Genomic DNA, 18,736 nt, shown 5'->3' with positions numbered 1-18,736 from the left:
CCCGGAAGCGTGGCAGAGTGGTCGATTGCACCGGTCTTGAAAACCGGCAACGGGCAACCGTTCGTGAGTTCGAATCTCACCGCTTCCGCCAAACACCGCACAACAGTCTTTATCAGCCTCGCAGGACGTGTTGTATTGCTGGCTGGCACGCTCAAGCCATCATGGACACTCACAGCATCAAGGTCGCCTGCTCCAACTGCAATCTGCGCGAGTTGTGCCTGCCCATGGGCCTGAGTGAGCAGGAGCTCAGCCAGCTCGACAGCGTGGTGGCGTCGCGCCGCCGCCTCAAGCGTGGCCAGGCCCTGTTCAACAATGGCGAGAAATTCAGCTCGCTGTACGCCATCCGTTCGGGCTTCTTCAAGACCTGCCTCACCACCAGCGACGGCCGCGACCAGGTCACAGGCTTTCAGATGATGGGCGAGATCCTGGGGCTCGATGGCATCGTCCACGACCGCCACACCTGCGACGCCGTGGCGCTGGAAGACGCCGAAGTCTGCGTGCTGCCGTTCCAGCACCTGGAGCAGCTCTCGCGCGAGTTCAGCGCACTGCAGCACCACATCCACAAGATCATGAGCCGCGAGATTGTGCGCGACCACGGCGTGATGCTGCTGCTGGGCAGCATGCGCGCCGAGGAGCGGCTGGCCGCCTTCTTGCTCAACCTGGTGCAGCGGCTGCACGCGCGTGGCTTCTCGCAATCCGAGCTGATCCTGCGCATGACGCGCGAGGAAATCGGCAGCTACCTCGGCATGAAGCTCGAAACCGTGAGCCGCACTTTCTCCAAGTTCATGGAGGACGGCATCATCCAGGTCAAGCAGCGTTACGTCCAGATCAAGGACACCGATGCGCTGGCGCGCATCGTCAACCCGCACCCGGCCTGAAGCGGGACAGGCCCGCCGGGCCTGCCAAGTTCACTTGTCGCCCGGAATCACCGGCGACGCCACGTGGTTGCGCACCTTTTGCGCCGGCTCCAGGCTGGTGGACAGCACCGCAGCGCGCTCTTCCTCACTCAACCGCTGCAAGGCCTCGGCGTTGATGGTGGCAGCCGATTTGCGCTCCAGCACAGGGTCGGCATTGCGCACCGCCAGCGTGATGGTGATGACGGATGCCACCACCACCACCAGCGGGCCGCCAATCACCAGCCAGACGTAGGGCTCAGCGTACCAGGGCCGCGCCTTGGCACTGCCTGCCACATCCACAGAAGAAACCGCTTGGCTCATGGCCACCGCCTATTCACAACAAAAGGGACAACACGGACACCGGCCTCAGCGCGGCACCAAGAACACGGATTTTTCCTTCACCTGCAGCGCGGCGTCATTGGCCGAGCGGATGGTGAAATGCACGGTGTGCGAGCCTGGCGCGCTGCTGTTGGGCGGAATCTGCACCCGAACCGGCACCGAGCGCACCTCGGTCGGCAGCACCGTCACCTCGGTGGTGGAGGCAATGCCGATGCCGGGCAGACCCTCCACCGTGAACTGGTAGGTCTGCGGCGTTTCGGTGGCATTCATCAGGCGCAGCAGGTACACGTTCTCGATGCGGCCCTGCTCCACCATGCGTGCCAACGCGGTGCGGTCGCGCATCACATCCACCTTGAGCGGGGTGCGCATGAACAGGCTGGCACCCACCGCCACACACACCGCCAGCAGGATGCCGGTGTAGATCAGCACGCGCGGGCGCAGCGCGCGGCGCAGCATCTGGGCCCGGTTCCAGCCATTGGTCATGCCATTCTGCGTCGAATACTTGACCAAGCCACGGGCGTAGCCCATCTTGTCCATCACCTCATCGCAGGCGTCAATACAGGCGCCACAGCCTATGCACTCGTACTGCAGGCCGTTGCGGATGTCAATGCCAGTGGGGCACACCTGCACGCACAAGGTACAGTCGATACACGACCCCAGGCCCTTGGTTTTCGGATCGACCGACTTGCCACGCGGGCCGCGCGGCTCGCCACGCGCCTCGTCGTAGGTGACGATCATGGTGTCCTTGTCGAACATTGCGCTCTGGAAGCGGGCGTAAGGGCACATGTACTTGCACACCTGCTCGCGCATCCAGCCGGCGTTGCCGTAGGTGGCAAAGCCGTAGAACAGAATCCAGAAGGTTTGCCACGGCCCCAGGCCCAGACTGACCACCGCCCCACCCAGCTCGCGAATGGGGGTGAAATAGCCGACAAAGGTAAAGCCGGTCCACAGCGCAAACACGACCCACAGGAAGTGCTTGAGGGTTTTTCTGCCCACCTTTTCCAGCGACAGGTCGGCTTCGTCGCGGCGGATGCGGGCCGAGCGGTCGCCTTCGACCAGCTTCTCGATCCAGAGGAAAATCTCGGTGTACACGGTTTGCGGGCAGGCGTAACCGCACCACAAACGTCCGGCCACGGCCGTGAACAAAAAAAGTGACAGTGCCGAAATCACCAGCAACCCAGTCAGGTAGATAAAGTCCTGCGGGTACAGCACCAGACCAAAAATGTAGAAACGCCGTGTTTCTAGCTCGAACAGGATGGCCTGACGGCCATTCCACATCAACCACGGCAGGCCGTAGAACACGATTTGCGTGAGCCACACCAACACCCAGCGCCAGCGGCTGAACAAGCCCGAGATGGAACGCGGGTAAATCTTCTTGCTCGCCTCGTACAGGGACACCTCCACACCATCACCATCCGCCTGCGCGGTGGCAGGGGCTGGCACGATGGGAATGACCTTGGGCTTTTTGGCGTCTGGGGGTTGGGGTGTGGTGCTCACGGCAAACCTTGTTTCAATGAACCTTCAATACCAGCACCAGTATACGCTCACAAAGGCTTGGCGCTGTGGGACAGGTTCCACACATAGCCGGTCAGCACATGGATCTGCTCAGACGTGAGTTTGGCGTTTTGGGCCGGCATCACGTTGTTCTTGCCTTCGTTGACCATCTTGATGATGGCCTCGGCGCCATAACCGTGCAGCCAGATCTGGTCGGTCAGGTTGGGCGCACCCGTGGCGGCCATGCCCTTGCCTTCCGGGCCGTGGCAGGCGGCGCATACGCCAAACTTGGACTTGCCCAGCGCGGCCTGCACCGAATCGTGCGGGCTGCCCGACAGGCTCAGCACATACTGGGCCAGGTTGCGCACATCTTCCGGCGAACCCACCGCCGCAGCCATCGGGGGCATCATGCCCTGGCGGCCGTTGGTGATGGTGTTCTTGATGTGGGCCACCGTGCCATCGCCCAGCCAGTCGTTGTCGGTCAGGTTGGGAAAGCTCTTGCTGCCGCGTGCGTCCGAGCCGTGGCACTGGGCGCAGTTGTTCAGGTAGAGCCGCTCACCAATGGCCAGCGCCTGCGAGTCCTTGGCCAGCTCTTCCGGCGGCATGCCGGTGAACTTGGCGTACAGCGGGGCAATGGAGTCCTTGACCTGCTGCACCTCGGCCGCGTGCTGGCCAGCCGAGGACCAGCCCAGCTTGCCGTCGCTGACGCCCAGCGTGGGGTACAGCGCGGCGTAGGCGAACGCAAACACCACCGTGATGACGAACATCCACTTCCACCAGCGCGGCAGCGGATTGTTCATCTCGCACAGATCCCCGTCCCACACGTGGCCGGTGGTGTTGTCGGCCGCCGACTGGACCTTGGTCTTGTCGGTCAGCCACAGCAGGACGCCGCAGGCCGTGATCGAGACCAGGGTGATGATGGCCACGTACCATGACCAGAAGCCACTTACAAAGTCACTCATGATGTTCTCTTTCTGTCTGAGTGTTATTCATCTTGAAAAGGCAACTGGGCAGCTTCGTCAAACGAGGCCCGGTTGCGCTTGGACCACGCCCAGCCCCAGATGCCGATGAACAGCACAAAACTGGTCAGAGTGACCACGATACGCACGTCGTTGATGTCCATGATGCCTCTCCGGGTTTACTTGATGGCGGTGCCCAGCACCTGCAGGTAGGCAATCACCGCTTCCATCTCGGTCTTGCCCTTGACCTCGTCGGCGGCCTTGGCAATTTCCTCGTCGGAGTACGGTACGCCCAGCTTCTTCATCACCGCCAGACGCGCGGGCATGCCCTCGGCCTTGACCAAGGTCTGCTCCAGCCACGGGTAGGCGGGCATGTTGGACTCGGGCACCACGTCGCGCGGGTTGTTCAGGTGGATGCGGTGCCATTCGTCGGAGTAGCGGCCACCCACGCGGGCCAGATCGGGGCCGGTGCGCTTGGAACCCCACTGGAACGGGTGGTCGTACACGGACTCGCCAGCCACCGAGTACGGGCCGTAGCGCAGCGTCTCGGCGTGGAAGGGGCGGATCATTTGCGAGTGGCAGCCATAGCAACCCTCGCGCTGGTAGATGTCGCGGCCGGCCAGCTGCAGCGCGGTGTAGGGCTTGAGGCCCGGCACTGGCTGCGTGGTGGATTTCTGGAAGAACAACGGCACGATTTCAAGCAACCCACCCACGGTCAAGACCAGCAGGATGAGCACGATCATCAGAAAGTTGTTGGTTTCAATGCGCTCGTGCGTGAAACCCTTGGCGGTATCGTTGTGATTGGCCATGTGTCATGACTCCTCAAGCGTGGGCCGCAGCAACGGCGGGGATGCGGACCTCGGGCACGGCACCGGCCTGGAGGCCTTGGCGCACCGTCATCAGCACGTTCCACAGCATGACCACCATACCACCCAGGTACAGCAGACCACCGGCCAGGCGGATGACGTAGAACGGGAAGCTGGCCTTGACCGACTCCACGAAGGTGTAGGTCAGGGTGCCGTCGGCGTTGACGGCGCGCCACATCAGGCCTTGCATCACGCCGGCAATCCACATCGCTGCAATGTAGAGCACGATGCCGATGGTGGCGGCCCAGAAGTGCAGCTCGATGGCGGGCACCGAGTACATTTTCTTCTGGCCAAACAGGCGCGGGATCAGGTAGTACAGCGAACCCATGGTCACCAGGCCCACCCAGCCCAGGGCGCCGGAGTGCACGTGGCCCACAGTCCAGTCGGTGTAGTGGCTCAGGGCGTTGACGGTCTTGATGGCCATCATCGGGCCTTCAAACGTGGACATGCCGTAGAACGACAGCGACACGATCAGGAAGCGCAAGATCGGGTCGTCGCGCAGTTTGTGCCAGGCGCCCGACAGGGTCATGATGCCGTTGATCATGCCACCCCAAGACGGTGCCAACAAAATCAAGGAGAAGATCATGCCCACGGACTGGGTCCAGTCGGGCAAAGCGGTGTAGTGCAGGTGGTGCGGGCCGGCCCACATGTAGGTGAAGATCAGCGCCCAAAAGTGGACGATGGACAAGCGGTAGGAGTACACCGGACGCTCGGCCTGCTTGGGGATGAAGTAGTACATCATGCCCAGGAAGCCAGCGGTGAGGAAGAAGCCCACGGCGTTGTGGCCGTACCACCATTGCACCATGGCGTCCTGCACGCCAGCGTAGGCGGAGTAGGATTTGAACATGTCCACTGGCAGGGCGGCGCTGTTGACGATGTGCAGCAGGGCCACGGCCAGGATGAAGGCGCCGAAGAACCAGTTGGCCACGTAGATGTGGCGCACCTTGCGGATGCCCACCGTGCCAAAGAATACGACGGCGTACATCACCCAGACGACGGCGATCAGCAGGTCGATCGGCCACTCGAGCTCGGCGTATTCCTTGGACTGGGTGTAGCCCAGCGGCAGGGAGATGACGGCCAGCACGATCACCGCCTGCCAGCCCCAGAAGGTGAAGGCGGCCAGCTTGTCAGAGATCAGGCGGGTCTGGCAGGTGCGCTGCACCACGTAGTAGCTGGTGGCAAACAGGCCGCAGCCACCAAACGCAAAAATCACCGCGTTGGTGTGCAGGGGCCGCAATCGGCCGTAGGACAGCCACGGAATACCAAAGTTCAACTCGGGAAATGCCAGCTGGGACGCGATGATCACGCCCATCAGCATGCCCACCACGCCCCAGACCACCGCCATGATGGCGAATTGCCTGACGACCTTGTCGTTATAGACCCCGGTTGGGGGGGCCATTGTTGTCACGGACATACAAAAACTCCTCGTAAAGACACCATTTTAAAGTTTCAACCCAACACGAAAATCCAACGTTGACACACATCAATCGTTGCGAAGAATACGCTCGCCTTCGCGCTCGACGCTGTCGAATTGACCCGATTGCAACGCCCACCAGAACAGGCCGATGATGGCCAGCACCAGCACCACCGACAAGGGGATGAGGAGGTACAGCACTTCCATAGTTGATGCGACACCTGTTGTGTGTGTAAAAAGACCCGGGCTGTGGCGCCTCAGGAGCGCGCCAGGCGCATGGCGTTGCCAATGACCCAGAACGAGCTGACGGCCATGCCCAGGCCGGCCAGCCACGGCGGCATCCAGCCCACCAGCGCCAGCGGCACGGCCACGAGGTTGTACACCGCCGCCCATACCAGATTCTGACGCACCACCGCCATGGTGCGGCGCGCCAGCACCAGCGCCTGCACCACATCGGACAAACGCCCGCTTTGTACCACAAAGTCCGACTGCGCCTGCGTCAGCGGCGCGCCGTGGCCCAGCGCAAACGAGCTGTCGGCGCGCGCCAGCACGGGGCCGTCGTTGAGACCATCACCCACCATCACCAGCCGGGCCCCGGCCTGTTGCCATTGCACCACTTGCGCGAGCTTTTGTTCGGGGCTGGCACCAGCCACCACCTCGGCCAGGCCCAGGCGCTTGGCCACGCGCTGCACGGCGGCGGGCTTGTCGCCCGAGAGCAGGCGCACCTGCAACCCCATGGCGCGCAGGTGCTGCAGGGCGCTGGCGGCGTCCTCGCGCACGCCTTCGTCCAGCACAAAGGTGGCCAGCCAGCCGTGTTCGTCGGCCAGGTAGGCGCAGGGGGTATCGGCCACGGTCAGGCCTTGGGCCTGCAGCTGGGCCTCGTCCAGGCCACAGCAGCGCGCCGAACCCAGGCTCAGGCACTGGCCCGCCCCACCCTGCCACTGCAGGCCCTGGCCGGGGATGTCGCGGATGCCGTCCAGCGCGGGCAGTGGCGTGCCGCCATCGGCCTGGAGGCGATCCAGCGCGGCGGCGGCAATGGCGCGCGACACCGGGTGCAGCGACACCACGCTCAGGCGGTGCGCCTGTTGCAGCGCGTCGGCCTCGGTGGTGCCGGGGCGCGTCAGCACCTGGCGCAGCACGATGCGGTCTTCGGTCAGGGTGCCGGTCTTGTCGAACACCACGGTGTCGATGTGGGCCAGGGTCTCGAACGCCTGCAGGCGCCGCACCAGGATGCCCTGCTTGGCCAGCCGCCCCGCCGCCGCCAGCATGGCCGCCGGGGTGGCCAGCGACAACGCACACGGGCAAGTGACGATCAGCACCGCCACCGCCACCGCCAGCGAGCGTTGTGGGTCGATCTGCCACCAGTACGCCGCCGCAATCGCCGCCGCCAGCAGCACCAGCACCAGGAACGGCGCGGCAATGCGGTCGGCGAGCTGGGCCAGGCGCGGCTTGTCGGTGGAGGCGTTTTCCATCAGCTGCACGATCTGGGCAAAGCGGGTGTCGCGCCCCAGCTTGCGCAGCCGCACCAGCGCGGGCCCGGCCAGGTTGAAGCTGCCTGCCACCACGGTCTCGCCACGGCGGCGTGTCACGGGGTGCGATTCGCCCGTCAGCAGGGCTTCGTCCACGGTGACGCCGTCGCTGAGCACCTCGCCATCGCCAGGAAAGGCCTGCCCGGCGTGGACGCGCACCACATCGCCCACCGCCAGCCGCTTGAGCGAGACGCTATCGAAATCACCCGCCGCGTTCTGGCGTTCGCAACGCTCGGGCAAACGGTTCATCAGCGCGTCCAGCGCACCGGCGGTGCGGTCGCGGGCCTTGAATTCGAGGTAGCGCCCACCCAGCAAAAAGAACACGAACATGGTGAGCGAATCGAACCACACCTCCTTGCCCCAGGGGCCGGCGGGGTCGAAGGTGGCCGCCGTGCTGGCCACAAAGGTGATGACGATGCCCAACGAGACAGGCGTGTCCATGCCCACGCGGCCGCGCTTGAGGTCGCGCCACGCACTGCCAAAGAACGGCCCGCTGGCAAACAACAGCACCGGCAGGCTCAGCACCCAGCTGGCCCAGCGCAGCAGCTGGTCGATGTCGGCGGGGATTTCACCGGGTTCGGTCACGTAGGCGGGCCACGCGTACATCATGACTTGCATCATGCAAAAACCGGCCACGAACAGGCGCCACAGCGCCTTGCGGGTCTCGGCCAGCCGCGCGCTCACGCTCAGGGCCTGCTGCATGGGCAGCACGCGGTAGCCCGCATCGCCCACCGCGCGCGCCAGGTCGGACAGGCGGGTGCGGGCCGGGTTCCAGCGCACCGTCAGGCGCCGGGTGGCGGCGTGGACTTGCGCCTGCGCCACGCCGGGCAGGCCGTCCAGCGCCGACTCCACCGCACCCGAGCAGGCGGCGCAGTACATGCCCTGCACCATCAGCACCGATTCCGACAGCGCCTGACCATCGACCTCGCACGCTTGCGTGAAGTCCTGCTGCTCCAGCGGGTCGTCGAGCACGCTAAAGTCGTCCGTGACCGTCAAGGGGCCACGGTGGTCGGCCAGCCAGCCGGTGGAAGCTGGCGCGGCGGGCGGGGAGCTGGAGGAGGTTGGCATGGGCATGGGACGTAAGCATCGGTTAGGATGGCCTGTACCTATTGGCTTTGCAACAGAGGAGAAAACCCATGTACAAACGGATACTAGTGGCCACCGACGGCTCCGAATTGTCCCATGTGGCGGTGCAGCACGCCTTGCGCCTGGCACAAGCCACCGGCGCCGAGGTGGTGGCGCTCAAGGTGGTGCCCAAGTACCCGCAGTCGTATTTTGAAGGCAGCGTGGTGCTGGCCGCTGAGGAGATCGAGAAAATCGAGCAGCAGTGGCGCGAGGAAGCCGACGCGATCGTGGGCGCCATCCGCACCGAGGCCGACGCGCTGGGCGTGACGCTGCACCCACTGACGGTGGCCGCCGACTTGGTGGCCGAGGCGCTGATTGCGGCGGCCAAGGAACAGGGCTGCGACCTGATCGTGATGGCATCGCACGGGCGCAAGGGCCTGCAACGCCTGCTGCTGGGCAGCGAGACCCAGCAGGTGCTGACGCACTCGCACATTCCGGTGCTGGTGCTGCGCTGAACCCAGCACCGCAAGCACACCTTATCAGGCCGTGAATTCGGCGTGGTACTGCTGGCGCAGCAGGTTCTTTTGCACCTTGCCCATGGTGTTGCGCGGCAAGTCGGTGACGATGAAGCCGCGCTTGGGGATCTTGAAATGGGCCAACTGGGCCTTGAGCGTGGCCAGCAGCGCGTCGGCGTCCAGCACCGCACCGGGCTTGGGCACAATCAGCGCCACCCCCACCTCGCCAAAATCGGGGTGCGGCACGCCCACCACGGCGCTTTCGGCCACGCCGGGCAACTCGTTGAGGTAGCCTTCGATCTCAGCGGGATAGACGTTGTAGCCGCCGCTGATGATGAGGTCCTTGCTGCGCCCCACGATGGTGATGTAGCCGCGCTCGTCCTGCCGCCCCACATCGCCGGTCTTGAACCAGCCGTCGGCGGTGAATTCTTCCTTCGTTTTTTCGGGCATGCGCCAGTAACCGGCAAACACATTGGGGCCGCGCACCTGAATGCCGCCGATCTCGCCGGTGGGCACCGGGGCGCCAGCGTCGTCCACAATGCGCAAATCCACCCCCGGTAACGGGAAGCCCACCGTGCCGCCCCAGCGCTCGGTTTGCCCGCCATAACGCGCGTCGGCGCGGTAGGGGTTGGAGGTGAGCATGATGGTTTCGCTCATGCCGTAGCGTTCCAGAATGGTGTGGCCGGTGCGGGCTTGCCAGTCGTGGAATGTTTCGATCAGCAGCGGCGCGGAACCGGAAATGAACAGCCGCATGTGGCGGGCCACCTCGGGGGTCAAGGCTGGTTCGGCCAGCATGCGCACGTACAGCGTGGGCACGCCCATGAACACGGTGGCACGCGGCAACAGGCCAATCACGGTCTTGGGATCGAACTTGGCACACCACAACATGGGGCTGCCATTGAGCAAGGCGGCGTGGATGGCCACAAACAGGCCATGCACATGGAAGATGGGCAAGGCGTGGATCAGCACATCGCCCGGCTGCCAGCCCCAGTAGTCCTTGAGCATGACCGCGTTGCTGAGCAAGTTGCCGTGGCTCAACATCGCGCCCTTGCTGCGCCCGGTGGTGCCGCTGGTGTAGAGGATGGCGGCCAAGTCATCCGGCTGTTTGAGCGCGGGCGTGTGCTCGGTACTCTGGTGGGCGGCACGTTCCAGCAAGGTGCCGGTGCGGTCGTCGTTGAGTGTGAACACCGAGGCCGTGCCGGCCTTGAACGCAATCTTGCTGACCCAACCAAAGTGGGCGCTGCTGCACACCACCACGGCGGGTTCAGCGTCGGTGATGAAGTATTCGATCTCGGCCTGTTGGTATGCGGTGTTGAGCGGCAAAAACACATAGCCCGCACGCAAGGTGGCCAGGTACAAGGCCATCGCTTCCACCGATTTGTCCACCTGCACCGCCACCCGCGCCCCAGTAGGCAGTTGCAACGAGGCCAACAGGTTGGCCATCTGCGCCGCGAGTTGGTCCAAATCGCGCCAGCTGTAACACTGGCTGGTATCGGTTTCCACCGCTGTGGCGTCCAGATCGGCGGGGAAAGCGGCGCGCAAGGCGGCAAACACGTTGTGGTCGTTCATGGTTTTGTCTCCAAAAAATTGAGGGGCGGACGGAATCAGGCGGCCACAGGCCGTGGCTGGCGTTGCGCCCATAGCCACAGCAGCGCACCGGCCAGCACCATCGGCAAGCTCAACCACTGGCCCATGCTCAGGCCCAGCTCCAGCAAGCCCAGGTGGGCGTCGGGCTCGCGGAAAAACTCGGCGCTGAAGCGCGCCAGGCCATAACCGACCAGAAACAGCGCCGACACCTCGCCCAAGCGGCGCGGACGTTGGGCGTACCACCACAACAGCACAAACAGCACCAGCCCCTCCAGCTCAAACTGGTACAACTGCGACGGGTGGCGCGGCAGCTCCCCGGCACCTCGAAACACCATGCCCCACGGCAACGACGGATCGGCCACACGGCCCCACAGCTCCCCATTGATGAAATTGCCGATGCGCCCCGCCGCCAACCCGGTGGGCACACACGGCGCGACAAAGTCCATGACTTGCAACCATGGGCGCTGGCGACTGCGCGCAAACCAGACCATCGCCAGCAGCACGCCCAGCAAGCCGCCGTGGAAACTCATGCCACCTTCCCACACCGCAAACGCCTTGAGTGGGTGCGCCAGATATTCCAATGGCTTGTAAAACACCACATAGCCCAACCGCCCGCCCACCACCACACCCAGCACGCCTAAAAAGAGCACATCCTCCACATCGCGCGGTTGCCACGCGGTACCAGCAAAGGTGGGGTGGCGCAAGCGGCGCAAGCCCAACCACCAGAACAGACCAAAAGCGGCCAGGTAGGTCAAACCATACCAATGAACAGACAACGGCCCCAGTTGCAGGGCCACCGGATCAATTTGCGGGTGCATCAACATGGCCCGCATTGTGCCCTGAAAGCCACAAGCCCCTGTGGGGCACACAGGGGCTTGTCCGTCTGGATCCGGTACCGAAGTGCGTCGTCAGTCGTCGAGCAACGACAGGTCGCGCACCGCGCCCTTGTCGGCGGAGGTGGCCAGCTTGGCGTAGGCCTTGAGCGCCGCCGACACCTTGCGCGGGCGCGGCTGGGCCGGTTTCCAGCCCTTGGCGTCCTGCTCGGCGCGGCGCTGGGCCAGCACTTCGTCCGACACCAGCACGTCAATGCTGCGCTGGGGAATGTCGATGCGGATGCGGTCGCCATCGCGGATCAGGCCAATGGCGCCGCCCGCCGCCGCTTCGGGCGACACGTGGCCAATCGACAGGCCGGAGGTGCCGCCGGAGAAGCGGCCATCGGTCAGCAGCGCGCAGGCCTTGCCCAGGCCCTTGGACTTGATGTAGCTGGTGGGGTACAGCATCTCTTGCATGCCGGGGCCGCCCTTGGGGCCTTCGTAGCGGATCACCACCACGTCACCGGCCACCACCTTGTCGCCCAGGATGTTCTCCACCGCCTCGTCCTGCGACTCGAACACGCGGGCGTTGCCCTCGAACACCAGCAGGCTGTCGTCCACCCCGGCGGTCTTGACGACGCAACCGTCCAGCGCAATGTTGCCGTGCAGCACCGCCAGCCCGCCCTCTTGCGAGAAAGCGTGGTCCAACGAACGGATGCAGCCTTCGGCGCGGTCGGCGTCCAGGCTGGGCCAGCGGCTGTTTTGGCTGAAGGCCACCTGGGTCGGCACGCCACCCGGGCCGGCCATGTAGAAGGTCTTGACTTCGTCCGACGGATTCCGGGCAATGTCCCATTGCTCCAGCGCATCCTTCATGGTCTTGGCGTGGACGGTGGGCACGTCGGTGTGCAGCTTGCCCGCGCGATCCAGCTCACCCAGAATGCCCATGATGCCACCGGCGCGGTGGACGTCCTCGATGTGGTACTTGTTGGTGTTGGGCGCCACCTTGCACAGTTGCGGCACTTGCAGCGACAGGCGGTCGATGTCCTTCATGGTGAAGGGAATCTCGGCCTCCTGGGCAATGGCCAGCAGATGCAGAATGGTGTTGGTGGAGCCGCCCATCGCAATGTCCAGCGTCATGGCGTTCTCGAACGCCTTGAAACCGATGGCGCGCGGCAGCACGCTGGCGTCTTCTTGCTCGTAATAACGTTGGCACAGCTCCACCGCCAGACGGCCCGCGCGCTTGAACAGCTGTTCGCGGTCGGCGTGCGTGGCCACCACGGTGCCATTGCCCGGCAGGCTCAGGCCCAAGGCTTCGGTCAGGCAGTTCATGGAGTTGGCGGTGAACATGCCAGAGCAAGAACCGCAAGTCGGGCAGGCGGAGCGTTCCACCTCGGCCACATCGGCGTCGCTGACCTTGTCGTCGGCGGCCATCACCATGGCATCAATCAAGTCCAGCTTCTTGATTTCAATGGTCTTGCTGCCGGGCTTGGTCAGCTGCACCTTGCCCGCTTCCATCGGGCCACCCGACACAAACACCACCGGAATGTTCAGGCGCATGGCGGCCATCAACATGCCGGGGGTGATCTTGTCGCAGTTGGAGATGCACACCAGCGCGTCGGCGCAGTGGGCGTTGACCATGAACTCGACCGAATCAGCGATCAAATCGCGGCTGGGCAACGAGTACAGCATGCCATCGTGGCCCATGGCAATGCCATCGTCCACCGCAATGGTGTTGAACTCTTTGGCCACACCGCCAGCGGCTTCAATTTCACGCGCCACCAACTGGCCCAGATCCTTCAGGTGCACGTGGCCCGGCACAAACTGGGTGAACGAGTTGGCAATGGCGATGATGGGCTTCTGGAAGTCTTCGTCCTTCATGCCGGTGGCGCGCCACAGCGAGCGGGCACCGGCCATGTTGCGGCCAGCGGTGGAGGTTTTGGAACGGTAGGCGGGCATGGTTCAGGGCACCTTGTGTATTGGAGGGGGAATCGAAGAAAAAACAGGATGGGGGCAATTATGTCGCAGCGCCTCAGTCTTTCAGAGGTGGCAGGCCCATGCGTTCGCGGCCCTTGTTGAGGCGGTCGCGCTGGCGCTGCGCCATTTGCTTGTCGGCCTGGCGCCGGGTGTAGCCCGACACGTCGGCCAACCACCACCACAGCACCGCCAACCCCAGCGGCGACAGCACCCACCACCACGGCCAGCTGGCCACCGGCGACCAGCCCAGGTATTTGGCCACAATGAACAACAACCCCAACAGCAACAGGTACATGACCGCCCCTTTCTTAAAACCGGGTAACACCCAGCACGAGAGTGCAACAACTGGTAATTGTTATCAAAGCAGCACAGGCGCCCCGATAAAATACCCCCATTGGCCCGCCCGGGCATTCTGACGCAAGGACCCCACCCGTGAAACGCGCTCTTCTGATTTTGCTGGCCAGCACCGCCGTGGCGCTGCCCGCGCTGGCCAGCCCGGAACTGGCCCAGTCCAAAAATTGTATGGGTTGTCACGCGGTGGAACGCAAGCTGGTGGGCCCGGCGTACAAGGACATTGCCAAACGCTACGCCAGCGACCCCACCGCCGCCGACGTGCTGGCCAACCGCATTGTGCACGGTGGCTCAGGCGTGTGGGGCGTGATCCCGATGCCCGCCAATCCGCGCGTTAGCGCCGAGGACGCCAAAAAGCTCGCCACCTGGGTGCTGGAGCAGAAATAGACGCAGGTCTGCAGGCTGGCCGCCCCGGCACGGGTGCCAGCCCGTTTGGCCCGTCAAGCGCCACCCGCAAACAGCAAAGCCCGCCAATCTGGCGGGCTTTTTGCATGGGCTGGCAGCCGGGCTGCCACCCACACGGGCGACCCCAAGGCCACCCGTGCCACGGCACCGGCAATCAGTTGGTTTTGGCCAGCTGTTCCAGGATGTGCGGGTTTTCCAGCGTCGAGGTGTCCTGCGTGATGGCCTCGCCCTTGGCAATGCCGCGCAGCAGACGGCGCATGATCTTGCCGGAGCGGGTCTTGGGCAGGTTCTCGCCGAAGCGGATTTCCTTCGGTTTAGCGATCGGGCCAATCTCGTGCGCCACCCAGTTGCGCAGCTCGTTGGCCAACGCCTTAGCTTCGTCGCCGGTGGGCACCGGGCGCTTGAGCACCACGAAGGCCACAATGGCTTCACCGGTCAGATCGTCCGGACGGCCCACCACAGCGGCTTCGGCCACCAGGTCGGTCTTGGCCACCAGGGCCGATTCGATTTCCATCGTGCCCATGCGGTGGCCCGACACGTTCAGCACATCATCGATACGGCCCGTGATGCGGAAATAGCCACGGTCTTCGCTGCGCACCGCGCCGTCGCCGGCCAGGTAGTAGCCCTTGAGCTCTTCGGGGAAGTAGCTCTTCTTGAAACGCTCCGGGTCGCCCCAGATGGTGCGGATCATGGACGGCCACGGCTTCTTGACCACCAGGATGCCACCCGCGCCGTTGGGCACGTCGTGGCCCGCCTCATCGACGATGGCGGTGGTGATGCCCGGCAGCGGCAGCGTGCAGGAACCCGGCACCAGCGGCGTAGCACCCGGCAGCGGGGTGATCATGTGGCCACCGGTTTCGGTTTGCCAGAAGGTGTCCACAATGGGGCAACGCTCGCCGCCGATGTTCTTGTAGTACCACATCCAGGCTTCAGGGTTGATGGGCTCGCCGACCGAACCCAGCAGGCGCACGCTGGACAAGTCCCAGTTCTTCGGGTGTACCTTCTCGTCGGTGTCGGCGGCCTTGATGAGCGAGCGGATGGCGGTGGGTGCGGTGTAGAAGATGGTGCACTTGTGCTTCTCGATCATCTGCCAGAAGCGGCCAGCGTTCGGGTAGGTCGGCACGCCTTCAAAGACGATCTGCGTGGCACCGGCGGCCAGCGGGCCGTAGGCCACGTAGGTGTGGCCGGTGATCCAGCCGATGTCGGCGGTACACCAGAACACGTCGCTGTCCTTGAGGTCGAACGTCCACTGCATGGTCAGGTTGGCCCACAGCAGGTAGCCGCCGGTGCTGTGCTGCACGCCCTTGGGCTTGCCGGTGGAGCCCGAGGTGTAGAGCACGAACAGCGGGTGCTCGGCACCCACCATTTCGGCCGGGCAGGTGGTGGTCTGCTGGGCCATTTCCTCGTGCATGAAGGTATCGCGCCCGGCCACCATGTTGACGGCGGTCGGGGTGCGCTGGAACACGATCACGCTCTTGACCGAGGGGCAGTCGCCCGCTTCCAACGCTTCATCGACGATGGCCTTGAGCGGCAGCTCCTTGCCGCCGCGCATCTGGTAGCTGGCGGTGACGACGGCCACGGCACCGGCGTCCTGGATGCGGTCCTTGAGCGCACCGGCCGAGAAGCCGCCGAACACCACGCTGTGGGTGGCCCCAATGCGGGCACAGGCCTGCATCGCGATCACGCCTTCCACGGTCATGGGCATGTAGATGACCACGCGGTCGCCCTTTTGCACGCCCTTGGCCTTGAGCACGTTGGCAAACTGGCTCACCTGGGCCAGCAGCTCCTTGTACGTGACCTGGGTGACGGTGCCATCGTCGGCTTCGAAGATGATGGCGGTCTTGTTCTCGACCGGGGTGCCCATGTGGCGATCCAGGCAGTTGTACGAGGCGTTGAGCTCGCCGTCGGCAAACCACTGGTAGAACGGGGCGTTGGAGCTGTCCAGCGTCTGGGTAAAGGGCTTGTGCCAGGTCAGCACTTCACGGGCGCGCTTGGCCCAGAAGCCTTCGAAGTCTTGTTCCGCCTCGGCGCACAGGGCGTTGTAGGCGTCCATGCCGCTGATGCGGGCGGCGGCCTGGGTGGCGGCGCTGGGCTCGAACACGCGGTTTTCAACCAAGGTGGACTGGATGGCGGACGAAGGTGCGGACATGCAGAAGTCTCCTGTTTATATGTGGGAATGTCTCGGGCGCTTACTGTGCGCGGGCTCTCTGACGAGGCTCTTACACGCGCAGCGCCGCCACCCGGCAGGGGCTGCGGCCCTACCCTACAATGGCGGCGGTTGTTTTTTCTGGTTGCCCCATGTCCCTGCCCTCCCCTGCAAACACCGACGCCCGGCGCGTCCACCCGCTGTCGAAACTGATCTTTGCCAGCCGCTGGCTGCAACTGCCGCTGTACCTGGGCCTGATTGCCGCCCAGGGCATCTACGTGTACCACTTCTGGGTCGAGTTGGTGCATTTGTTAGAAGCCGCTTTTGGCAACACACAAGCGTTGCAGGCGCTCATCACCAGCATTGGCTACAAGAGCGACGCACAGGTGAACGCGCTCAACGAGACCATCATCATGCTGGTGGTGCTGGGCCTGATCGACGTGGTGATGATCTCCAATCTGCTGATCATGGTCATCATCGGCGGCTACGAGACCTTTGTCTCGCGCCTCAACCTTGAAGGTCACCCCGACCAGCCGGAATGGCTCGACCACGTCAACGCCTCGGTGCTCAAGGTCAAGCTGGCCACCGCCATCATCGGCATTTCGTCCATCCACCTGCTCAAGACCTTCATCAACGCCGACAATTACGACGTCAAGGTGCTGATGTGGCAGACCGCCATCCACGTGGCCTTCCTGGCCAGCGCGATGGCCATTGCCATGACCGACCGCCTGCTGCACCCGCCGGGTGCGGCGCAGGATCACTGAGTCACTGAGCACTGAATCCCGTTTTTTTACCGTCCCTCCGTCTGAGAAAGACCCCCATGACCGCCATCAAGCAAGAAGACCTGATCCAGTCCGTCGCCGACGCGTTCCAGTACATCAGCTACTACCACCCGCTGGACTACATCAAGGCGCTGGGCGAAGCCTACGAGCGCGAACAGAACCCGGCCGCCAAGGACGCGATCGCGCAGATCCTGACTAACTCGCGCATGAGCGCCGAAGGCCACCGCCCGATCTGCCAAGACACCGGCATTGGCATGGTGTTCATCAAGGTCGGCATGAACGTGACCTGGCCCGACGCCACCATGAGCGTGCAACAAATGATCGACGAGGGCGTGCGCCGCGCCTATGCCAACCCCGAGAACCCGCTGCGCGCCTCGGTGCTGGCCGACCCGGCCGGTGCGCGCAAGAACACCAAGGACAACACGCCGGCGGTGGTGCACTTCGAGATCGTGCCCGGTGACCACGTGGAAGTGATCTGCGCGGCCAAGGGCGGTGGCTCCGAGGCCAAGTCCAAGTTCGCCATGCTCAACCCGTCCGACGATCTGGTGGACTGGGTGCTGAAGAAGATCCCCGAGATGGGCGCTGGCTGGTGCCCGCCGGGCATCATCGGCATCGGCATCGGTGGCACGCCCGAGAAGGCGATGCTGCTGGCCAAGGAATCCATCATGGCCCCGGTGGACATCCACGAGCTCAAGGCCAAGGCCGCCAGCGGCGCTGCCCTGACCCGCCCGGAACAGCTGCGCCTGGAACTGATGGAAAAAATCAATGCGCTGGGCGTGGGTGCACAAGGCCTGGGCGGCCTGACCACCGTGCTGGACGTGAAGGTGCTGGACTACCCCTGCCACGCCGCCAACCTGCCGGTGGCGCTGGTGCCCAACTGCGCCGCCACCCGCCACTGCCACTTCCACCTGGACGGCTCCGGCCCGGCCAAGATCGAGCCGCCAAAGCTGGAAGACTGGCCTGCCGTGACCTGGACGCCCGATACCAAATCGGCCACCCGCGTCAACCTCGACACCCTGAGCAAGGAAGAAGTGGCCAGCTGGAAAGTGGGCCAGAAGCTGCTGCTCAACGGCAAGATCCTGACCGGCCGCGACGCCGCGCACAAGCGCATTGCCGACATGCTGGCCAAGGGCGAGAAGCTGCCGGTGGACTTCACCAACCGCGTGATCTACTACGTCGGCCCGGTCGATCCGGTCGGTGACGAGGTGGTCGGCCCGGCCGGCCCCACCACCGCCACCCGCATGGACAAGTTCACCCGCACCATGCTCGAGCAGACCGGTCTGATCTCCATGATCGGCAAGTCCGAGCGCGGCCCGGTGGCCATCGAGGCCATCAAGGACAACCAGAGCGCCTACCTGATGGCCGTGGGCGGTGCCGCCTACCTGGTGGCCAAGGCCATCAAGTCGTCCAAGGTGGTGGGCTTTGCCGACCTGGGCATGGAAGCCATCTACGAGTTTGACGTGCAAGACATGCCCGTGACCGTGGCAGTGGATTCCAGCGGTGCCAACGTGCACGAGAGCGGCCCCGCCGAATGGAAAAAGCGCATCGCCAGCGGCGAGTTCAAGGGCATTGCCCTGAACGCGGCCTGAACGTGAACGCGGG

General features: G+C 64.3%; 18 protein-coding genes and 1 tRNA gene. 6 read left to right on the top strand and 13 right to left on the bottom strand.

Annotated elements, in window-relative coordinates; all coding sequences use genetic code 11:
• Positions 1–3: 3 nt before the first annotated feature.
• Positions 4–91: transfer RNA gene (locus CON76_RS06765), tRNA-Ser, on the top strand.
• A 70-nt stretch (positions 92–161) separates the two neighbouring features.
• Positions 162–878 carry a fumarate/nitrate reduction transcriptional regulator Fnr gene (gene fnr / locus CON76_RS06760; RefSeq protein ID WP_101102607.1) on the top strand — a complete coding sequence of 239 codons (717 nt, stop codon included), beginning with the start codon at positions 162–164 and terminating at the stop codon, positions 876–878.
• A gap of 30 nt (positions 879–908) precedes the next feature.
• Here fnr and CON76_RS06755 read toward each other — a convergent pair whose 3' ends face one another.
• From CON76_RS06755 to CON76_RS06720, 8 genes are all read right to left on the bottom strand, one after another.
• Positions 909–1,217: a nitrogen fixation protein FixH gene (locus tag CON76_RS06755; RefSeq protein WP_101102606.1), complete on the bottom strand. Its 309-nt coding sequence runs from the start codon at positions 1,215–1,217 to the stop codon at positions 909–911.
• Positions 1,218–1,262: 45 nt separating this feature from the next.
• The gene (gene ccoG / locus CON76_RS06750; protein WP_101102605.1) at positions 1,263–2,732 is read right to left on the bottom strand and encodes a cytochrome c oxidase accessory protein CcoG; all 1,470 of its coding nucleotides are present in this window, start codon (positions 2,730–2,732) and stop codon (positions 1,263–1,265) included.
• A gap of 47 nt (positions 2,733–2,779) precedes the next feature.
• On the bottom strand, positions 2,780–3,691 hold the full coding sequence (gene ccoP / locus CON76_RS06745) for a cytochrome-c oxidase, cbb3-type subunit III (RefSeq protein ID WP_101102604.1): 912 nt from the start codon (positions 3,689–3,691) through the stop codon (positions 2,780–2,782).
• Positions 3,692–3,714: 23 nt separating this feature from the next.
• Positions 3,715–3,852, bottom strand: coding sequence for a cbb3-type cytochrome oxidase subunit 3 (locus CON76_RS06740; RefSeq protein ID WP_101102603.1), 138 nt, complete (start codon positions 3,850–3,852; stop codon positions 3,715–3,717).
• A 15-nt stretch (positions 3,853–3,867) separates the two neighbouring features.
• Positions 3,868–4,497: a cytochrome-c oxidase, cbb3-type subunit II gene (ccoO, locus tag CON76_RS06735; protein WP_101102602.1), complete on the bottom strand. Its 630-nt coding sequence runs from the start codon at positions 4,495–4,497 to the stop codon at positions 3,868–3,870.
• A gap of 13 nt (positions 4,498–4,510) precedes the next feature.
• On the bottom strand, positions 4,511–5,968 hold the full coding sequence (gene ccoN, locus CON76_RS06730) for a cytochrome-c oxidase, cbb3-type subunit I (protein ID WP_240592793.1): 1,458 nt from the start codon (positions 5,966–5,968) through the stop codon (positions 4,511–4,513).
• Between the two features lie 69 nt (positions 5,969–6,037).
• Positions 6,038–6,175 (bottom strand): cbb3-type cytochrome oxidase assembly protein CcoS, encoded by a 138-nt coding sequence (gene ccoS / locus CON76_RS06725; RefSeq protein ID WP_101102600.1) that lies wholly within the window; start codon positions 6,173–6,175, stop codon positions 6,038–6,040.
• A 50-nt stretch (positions 6,176–6,225) separates the two neighbouring features.
• A complete protein-coding gene (locus tag CON76_RS06720; protein WP_240592792.1) occupies positions 6,226–8,571 on the bottom strand; it encodes a heavy metal translocating P-type ATPase in 2,346 nt (781 codons plus the stop codon).
• Positions 8,572–8,633: 62 nt separating this feature from the next.
• Between CON76_RS06720 and CON76_RS06715 the strand changes: the two genes are divergently transcribed.
• A complete protein-coding gene (locus CON76_RS06715) occupies positions 8,634–9,077 on the top strand; it encodes a universal stress protein (RefSeq protein WP_101102598.1) in 444 nt (147 codons plus the stop codon).
• Positions 9,078–9,101: 24 nt separating this feature from the next.
• On the opposite strand, the gene CON76_RS06710 is transcribed toward CON76_RS06715, so the two are convergent.
• The 4 genes from CON76_RS06710 to CON76_RS06695 all read right to left on the bottom strand — a co-directional run bounded on the left by CON76_RS06710 (position 9,102) and on the right by CON76_RS06695 (position 13,745).
• A complete protein-coding gene (locus CON76_RS06710; protein WP_101102597.1) occupies positions 9,102–10,646 on the bottom strand; it encodes a malonate--CoA ligase in 1,545 nt (514 codons plus the stop codon).
• A 35-nt stretch (positions 10,647–10,681) separates the two neighbouring features.
• Complete coding sequence (gene lgt, locus CON76_RS06705; RefSeq protein ID WP_101102596.1) at positions 10,682–11,488, bottom strand: prolipoprotein diacylglyceryl transferase; 807 nt, start codon at positions 11,486–11,488, stop codon at positions 10,682–10,684.
• Between the two features lie 84 nt (positions 11,489–11,572).
• Positions 11,573–13,432 (bottom strand): dihydroxy-acid dehydratase, encoded by a 1,860-nt coding sequence (gene ilvD / locus CON76_RS06700; protein WP_101102595.1) that lies wholly within the window; start codon positions 13,430–13,432, stop codon positions 11,573–11,575.
• A 73-nt stretch (positions 13,433–13,505) separates the two neighbouring features.
• Positions 13,506–13,745, bottom strand: a complete 240-nt coding sequence (locus tag CON76_RS06695) for a TIGR04438 family Trp-rich protein (RefSeq protein WP_101102594.1) — start codon at positions 13,743–13,745, stop codon at positions 13,506–13,508.
• A gap of 137 nt (positions 13,746–13,882) precedes the next feature.
• Here CON76_RS06695 and CON76_RS06690 point away from each other — a divergent pair, with 137 nt between their 5' ends.
• Positions 13,883–14,188 carry a c-type cytochrome gene (locus CON76_RS06690; RefSeq protein ID WP_101102593.1) on the top strand — a complete coding sequence of 102 codons (306 nt, stop codon included), beginning with the start codon at positions 13,883–13,885 and terminating at the stop codon, positions 14,186–14,188.
• Between the two features lie 172 nt (positions 14,189–14,360).
• Here CON76_RS06690 and acs read toward each other — a convergent pair whose 3' ends face one another.
• The gene (acs, locus tag CON76_RS06685; protein WP_101102592.1) at positions 14,361–16,355 is read right to left on the bottom strand and encodes an acetate--CoA ligase; all 1,995 of its coding nucleotides are present in this window, start codon (positions 16,353–16,355) and stop codon (positions 14,361–14,363) included.
• A gap of 149 nt (positions 16,356–16,504) precedes the next feature.
• Between acs and CON76_RS06680 the strand changes: the two genes are divergently transcribed.
• Together CON76_RS06680 and CON76_RS06675 are read left to right on the top strand one after the other, a co-directional pair.
• Positions 16,505–17,116, top strand: a complete 612-nt coding sequence (locus tag CON76_RS06680) for a TIGR00645 family protein (protein ID WP_101102591.1) — start codon at positions 16,505–16,507, stop codon at positions 17,114–17,116.
• 56 nt (positions 17,117–17,172) lie between these two features.
• On the top strand, positions 17,173–18,723 hold the full coding sequence (locus CON76_RS06675) for a fumarate hydratase (protein WP_101102590.1): 1,551 nt from the start codon (positions 17,173–17,175) through the stop codon (positions 18,721–18,723).
• Positions 18,724–18,736: the final 13 nt, after the last annotated feature.

It is taken from the genome of Macromonas bipunctata (genome assembly GCF_002837135.1).
Lineage (GTDB): Bacteria > Pseudomonadota > Gammaproteobacteria > Burkholderiales > Burkholderiaceae_C > Macromonas_A > Macromonas_A bipunctata.
The sequence above is the reverse complement of the archived record's forward strand: the minus strand, read 5'-3'. Positions and strand labels throughout refer to the sequence as shown.

Bases quoted from the DNA above. Each gene is read 5' to 3' on its own strand.
- fnr (WP_101102607.1), top strand. From the start codon at position 162: ATGGACACTCACAGCATCAAGGTCGCCTGCTCCAACTGCAATCTGCGC.
- CON76_RS06755 (WP_101102606.1), bottom strand. From the start codon at position 1,217: ATGAGCCAAGCGGTTTCTTCTGTGGATGTGGCAGGCAGTGCCAAGGCG.
- ccoP (WP_101102604.1), bottom strand. From the start codon at position 3,691: ATGAGTGACTTTGTAAGTGGCTTCTGGTCATGGTACGTGGCCATCATC.
- CON76_RS06740 (WP_101102603.1), bottom strand. From the start codon at position 3,852: ATGGACATCAACGACGTGCGTATCGTGGTCACTCTGACCAGTTTTGTG.
- ccoO (WP_101102602.1), bottom strand. From the start codon at position 4,497: ATGGCCAATCACAACGATACCGCCAAGGGTTTCACGCACGAGCGCATT.
- ccoN (WP_240592793.1), bottom strand. From the start codon at position 5,968: ATGTCCGTGACAACAATGGCCCCCCCAACCGGGGTCTATAACGACAAG.
- ccoS (WP_101102600.1), bottom strand. From the start codon at position 6,175: ATGGAAGTGCTGTACCTCCTCATCCCCTTGTCGGTGGTGCTGGTGCTG.
- CON76_RS06720 (WP_240592792.1), bottom strand. From the start codon at position 8,571: ATGCCCATGCCAACCTCCTCCAGCTCCCCGCCCGCCGCGCCAGCTTCC.
- CON76_RS06715 (WP_101102598.1), top strand. From the start codon at position 8,634: ATGTACAAACGGATACTAGTGGCCACCGACGGCTCCGAATTGTCCCAT.
- CON76_RS06710 (WP_101102597.1), bottom strand. From the start codon at position 10,646: ATGAACGACCACAACGTGTTTGCCGCCTTGCGCGCCGCTTTCCCCGCC.
- lgt (WP_101102596.1), bottom strand. From the start codon at position 11,488: ATGTTGATGCACCCGCAAATTGATCCGGTGGCCCTGCAACTGGGGCCG.
- ilvD (WP_101102595.1), bottom strand. From the start codon at position 13,432: ATGCCCGCCTACCGTTCCAAAACCTCCACCGCTGGCCGCAACATGGCC.
- CON76_RS06695 (WP_101102594.1), bottom strand. From the start codon at position 13,745: ATGTACCTGTTGCTGTTGGGGTTGTTGTTCATTGTGGCCAAATACCTG.
- acs (WP_101102592.1), bottom strand. From the start codon at position 16,355: ATGTCCGCACCTTCGTCCGCCATCCAGTCCACCTTGGTTGAAAACCGC.
- CON76_RS06680 (WP_101102591.1), top strand. From the start codon at position 16,505: ATGTCCCTGCCCTCCCCTGCAAACACCGACGCCCGGCGCGTCCACCCG.
- CON76_RS06675 (WP_101102590.1), top strand. From the start codon at position 17,173: ATGACCGCCATCAAGCAAGAAGACCTGATCCAGTCCGTCGCCGACGCG.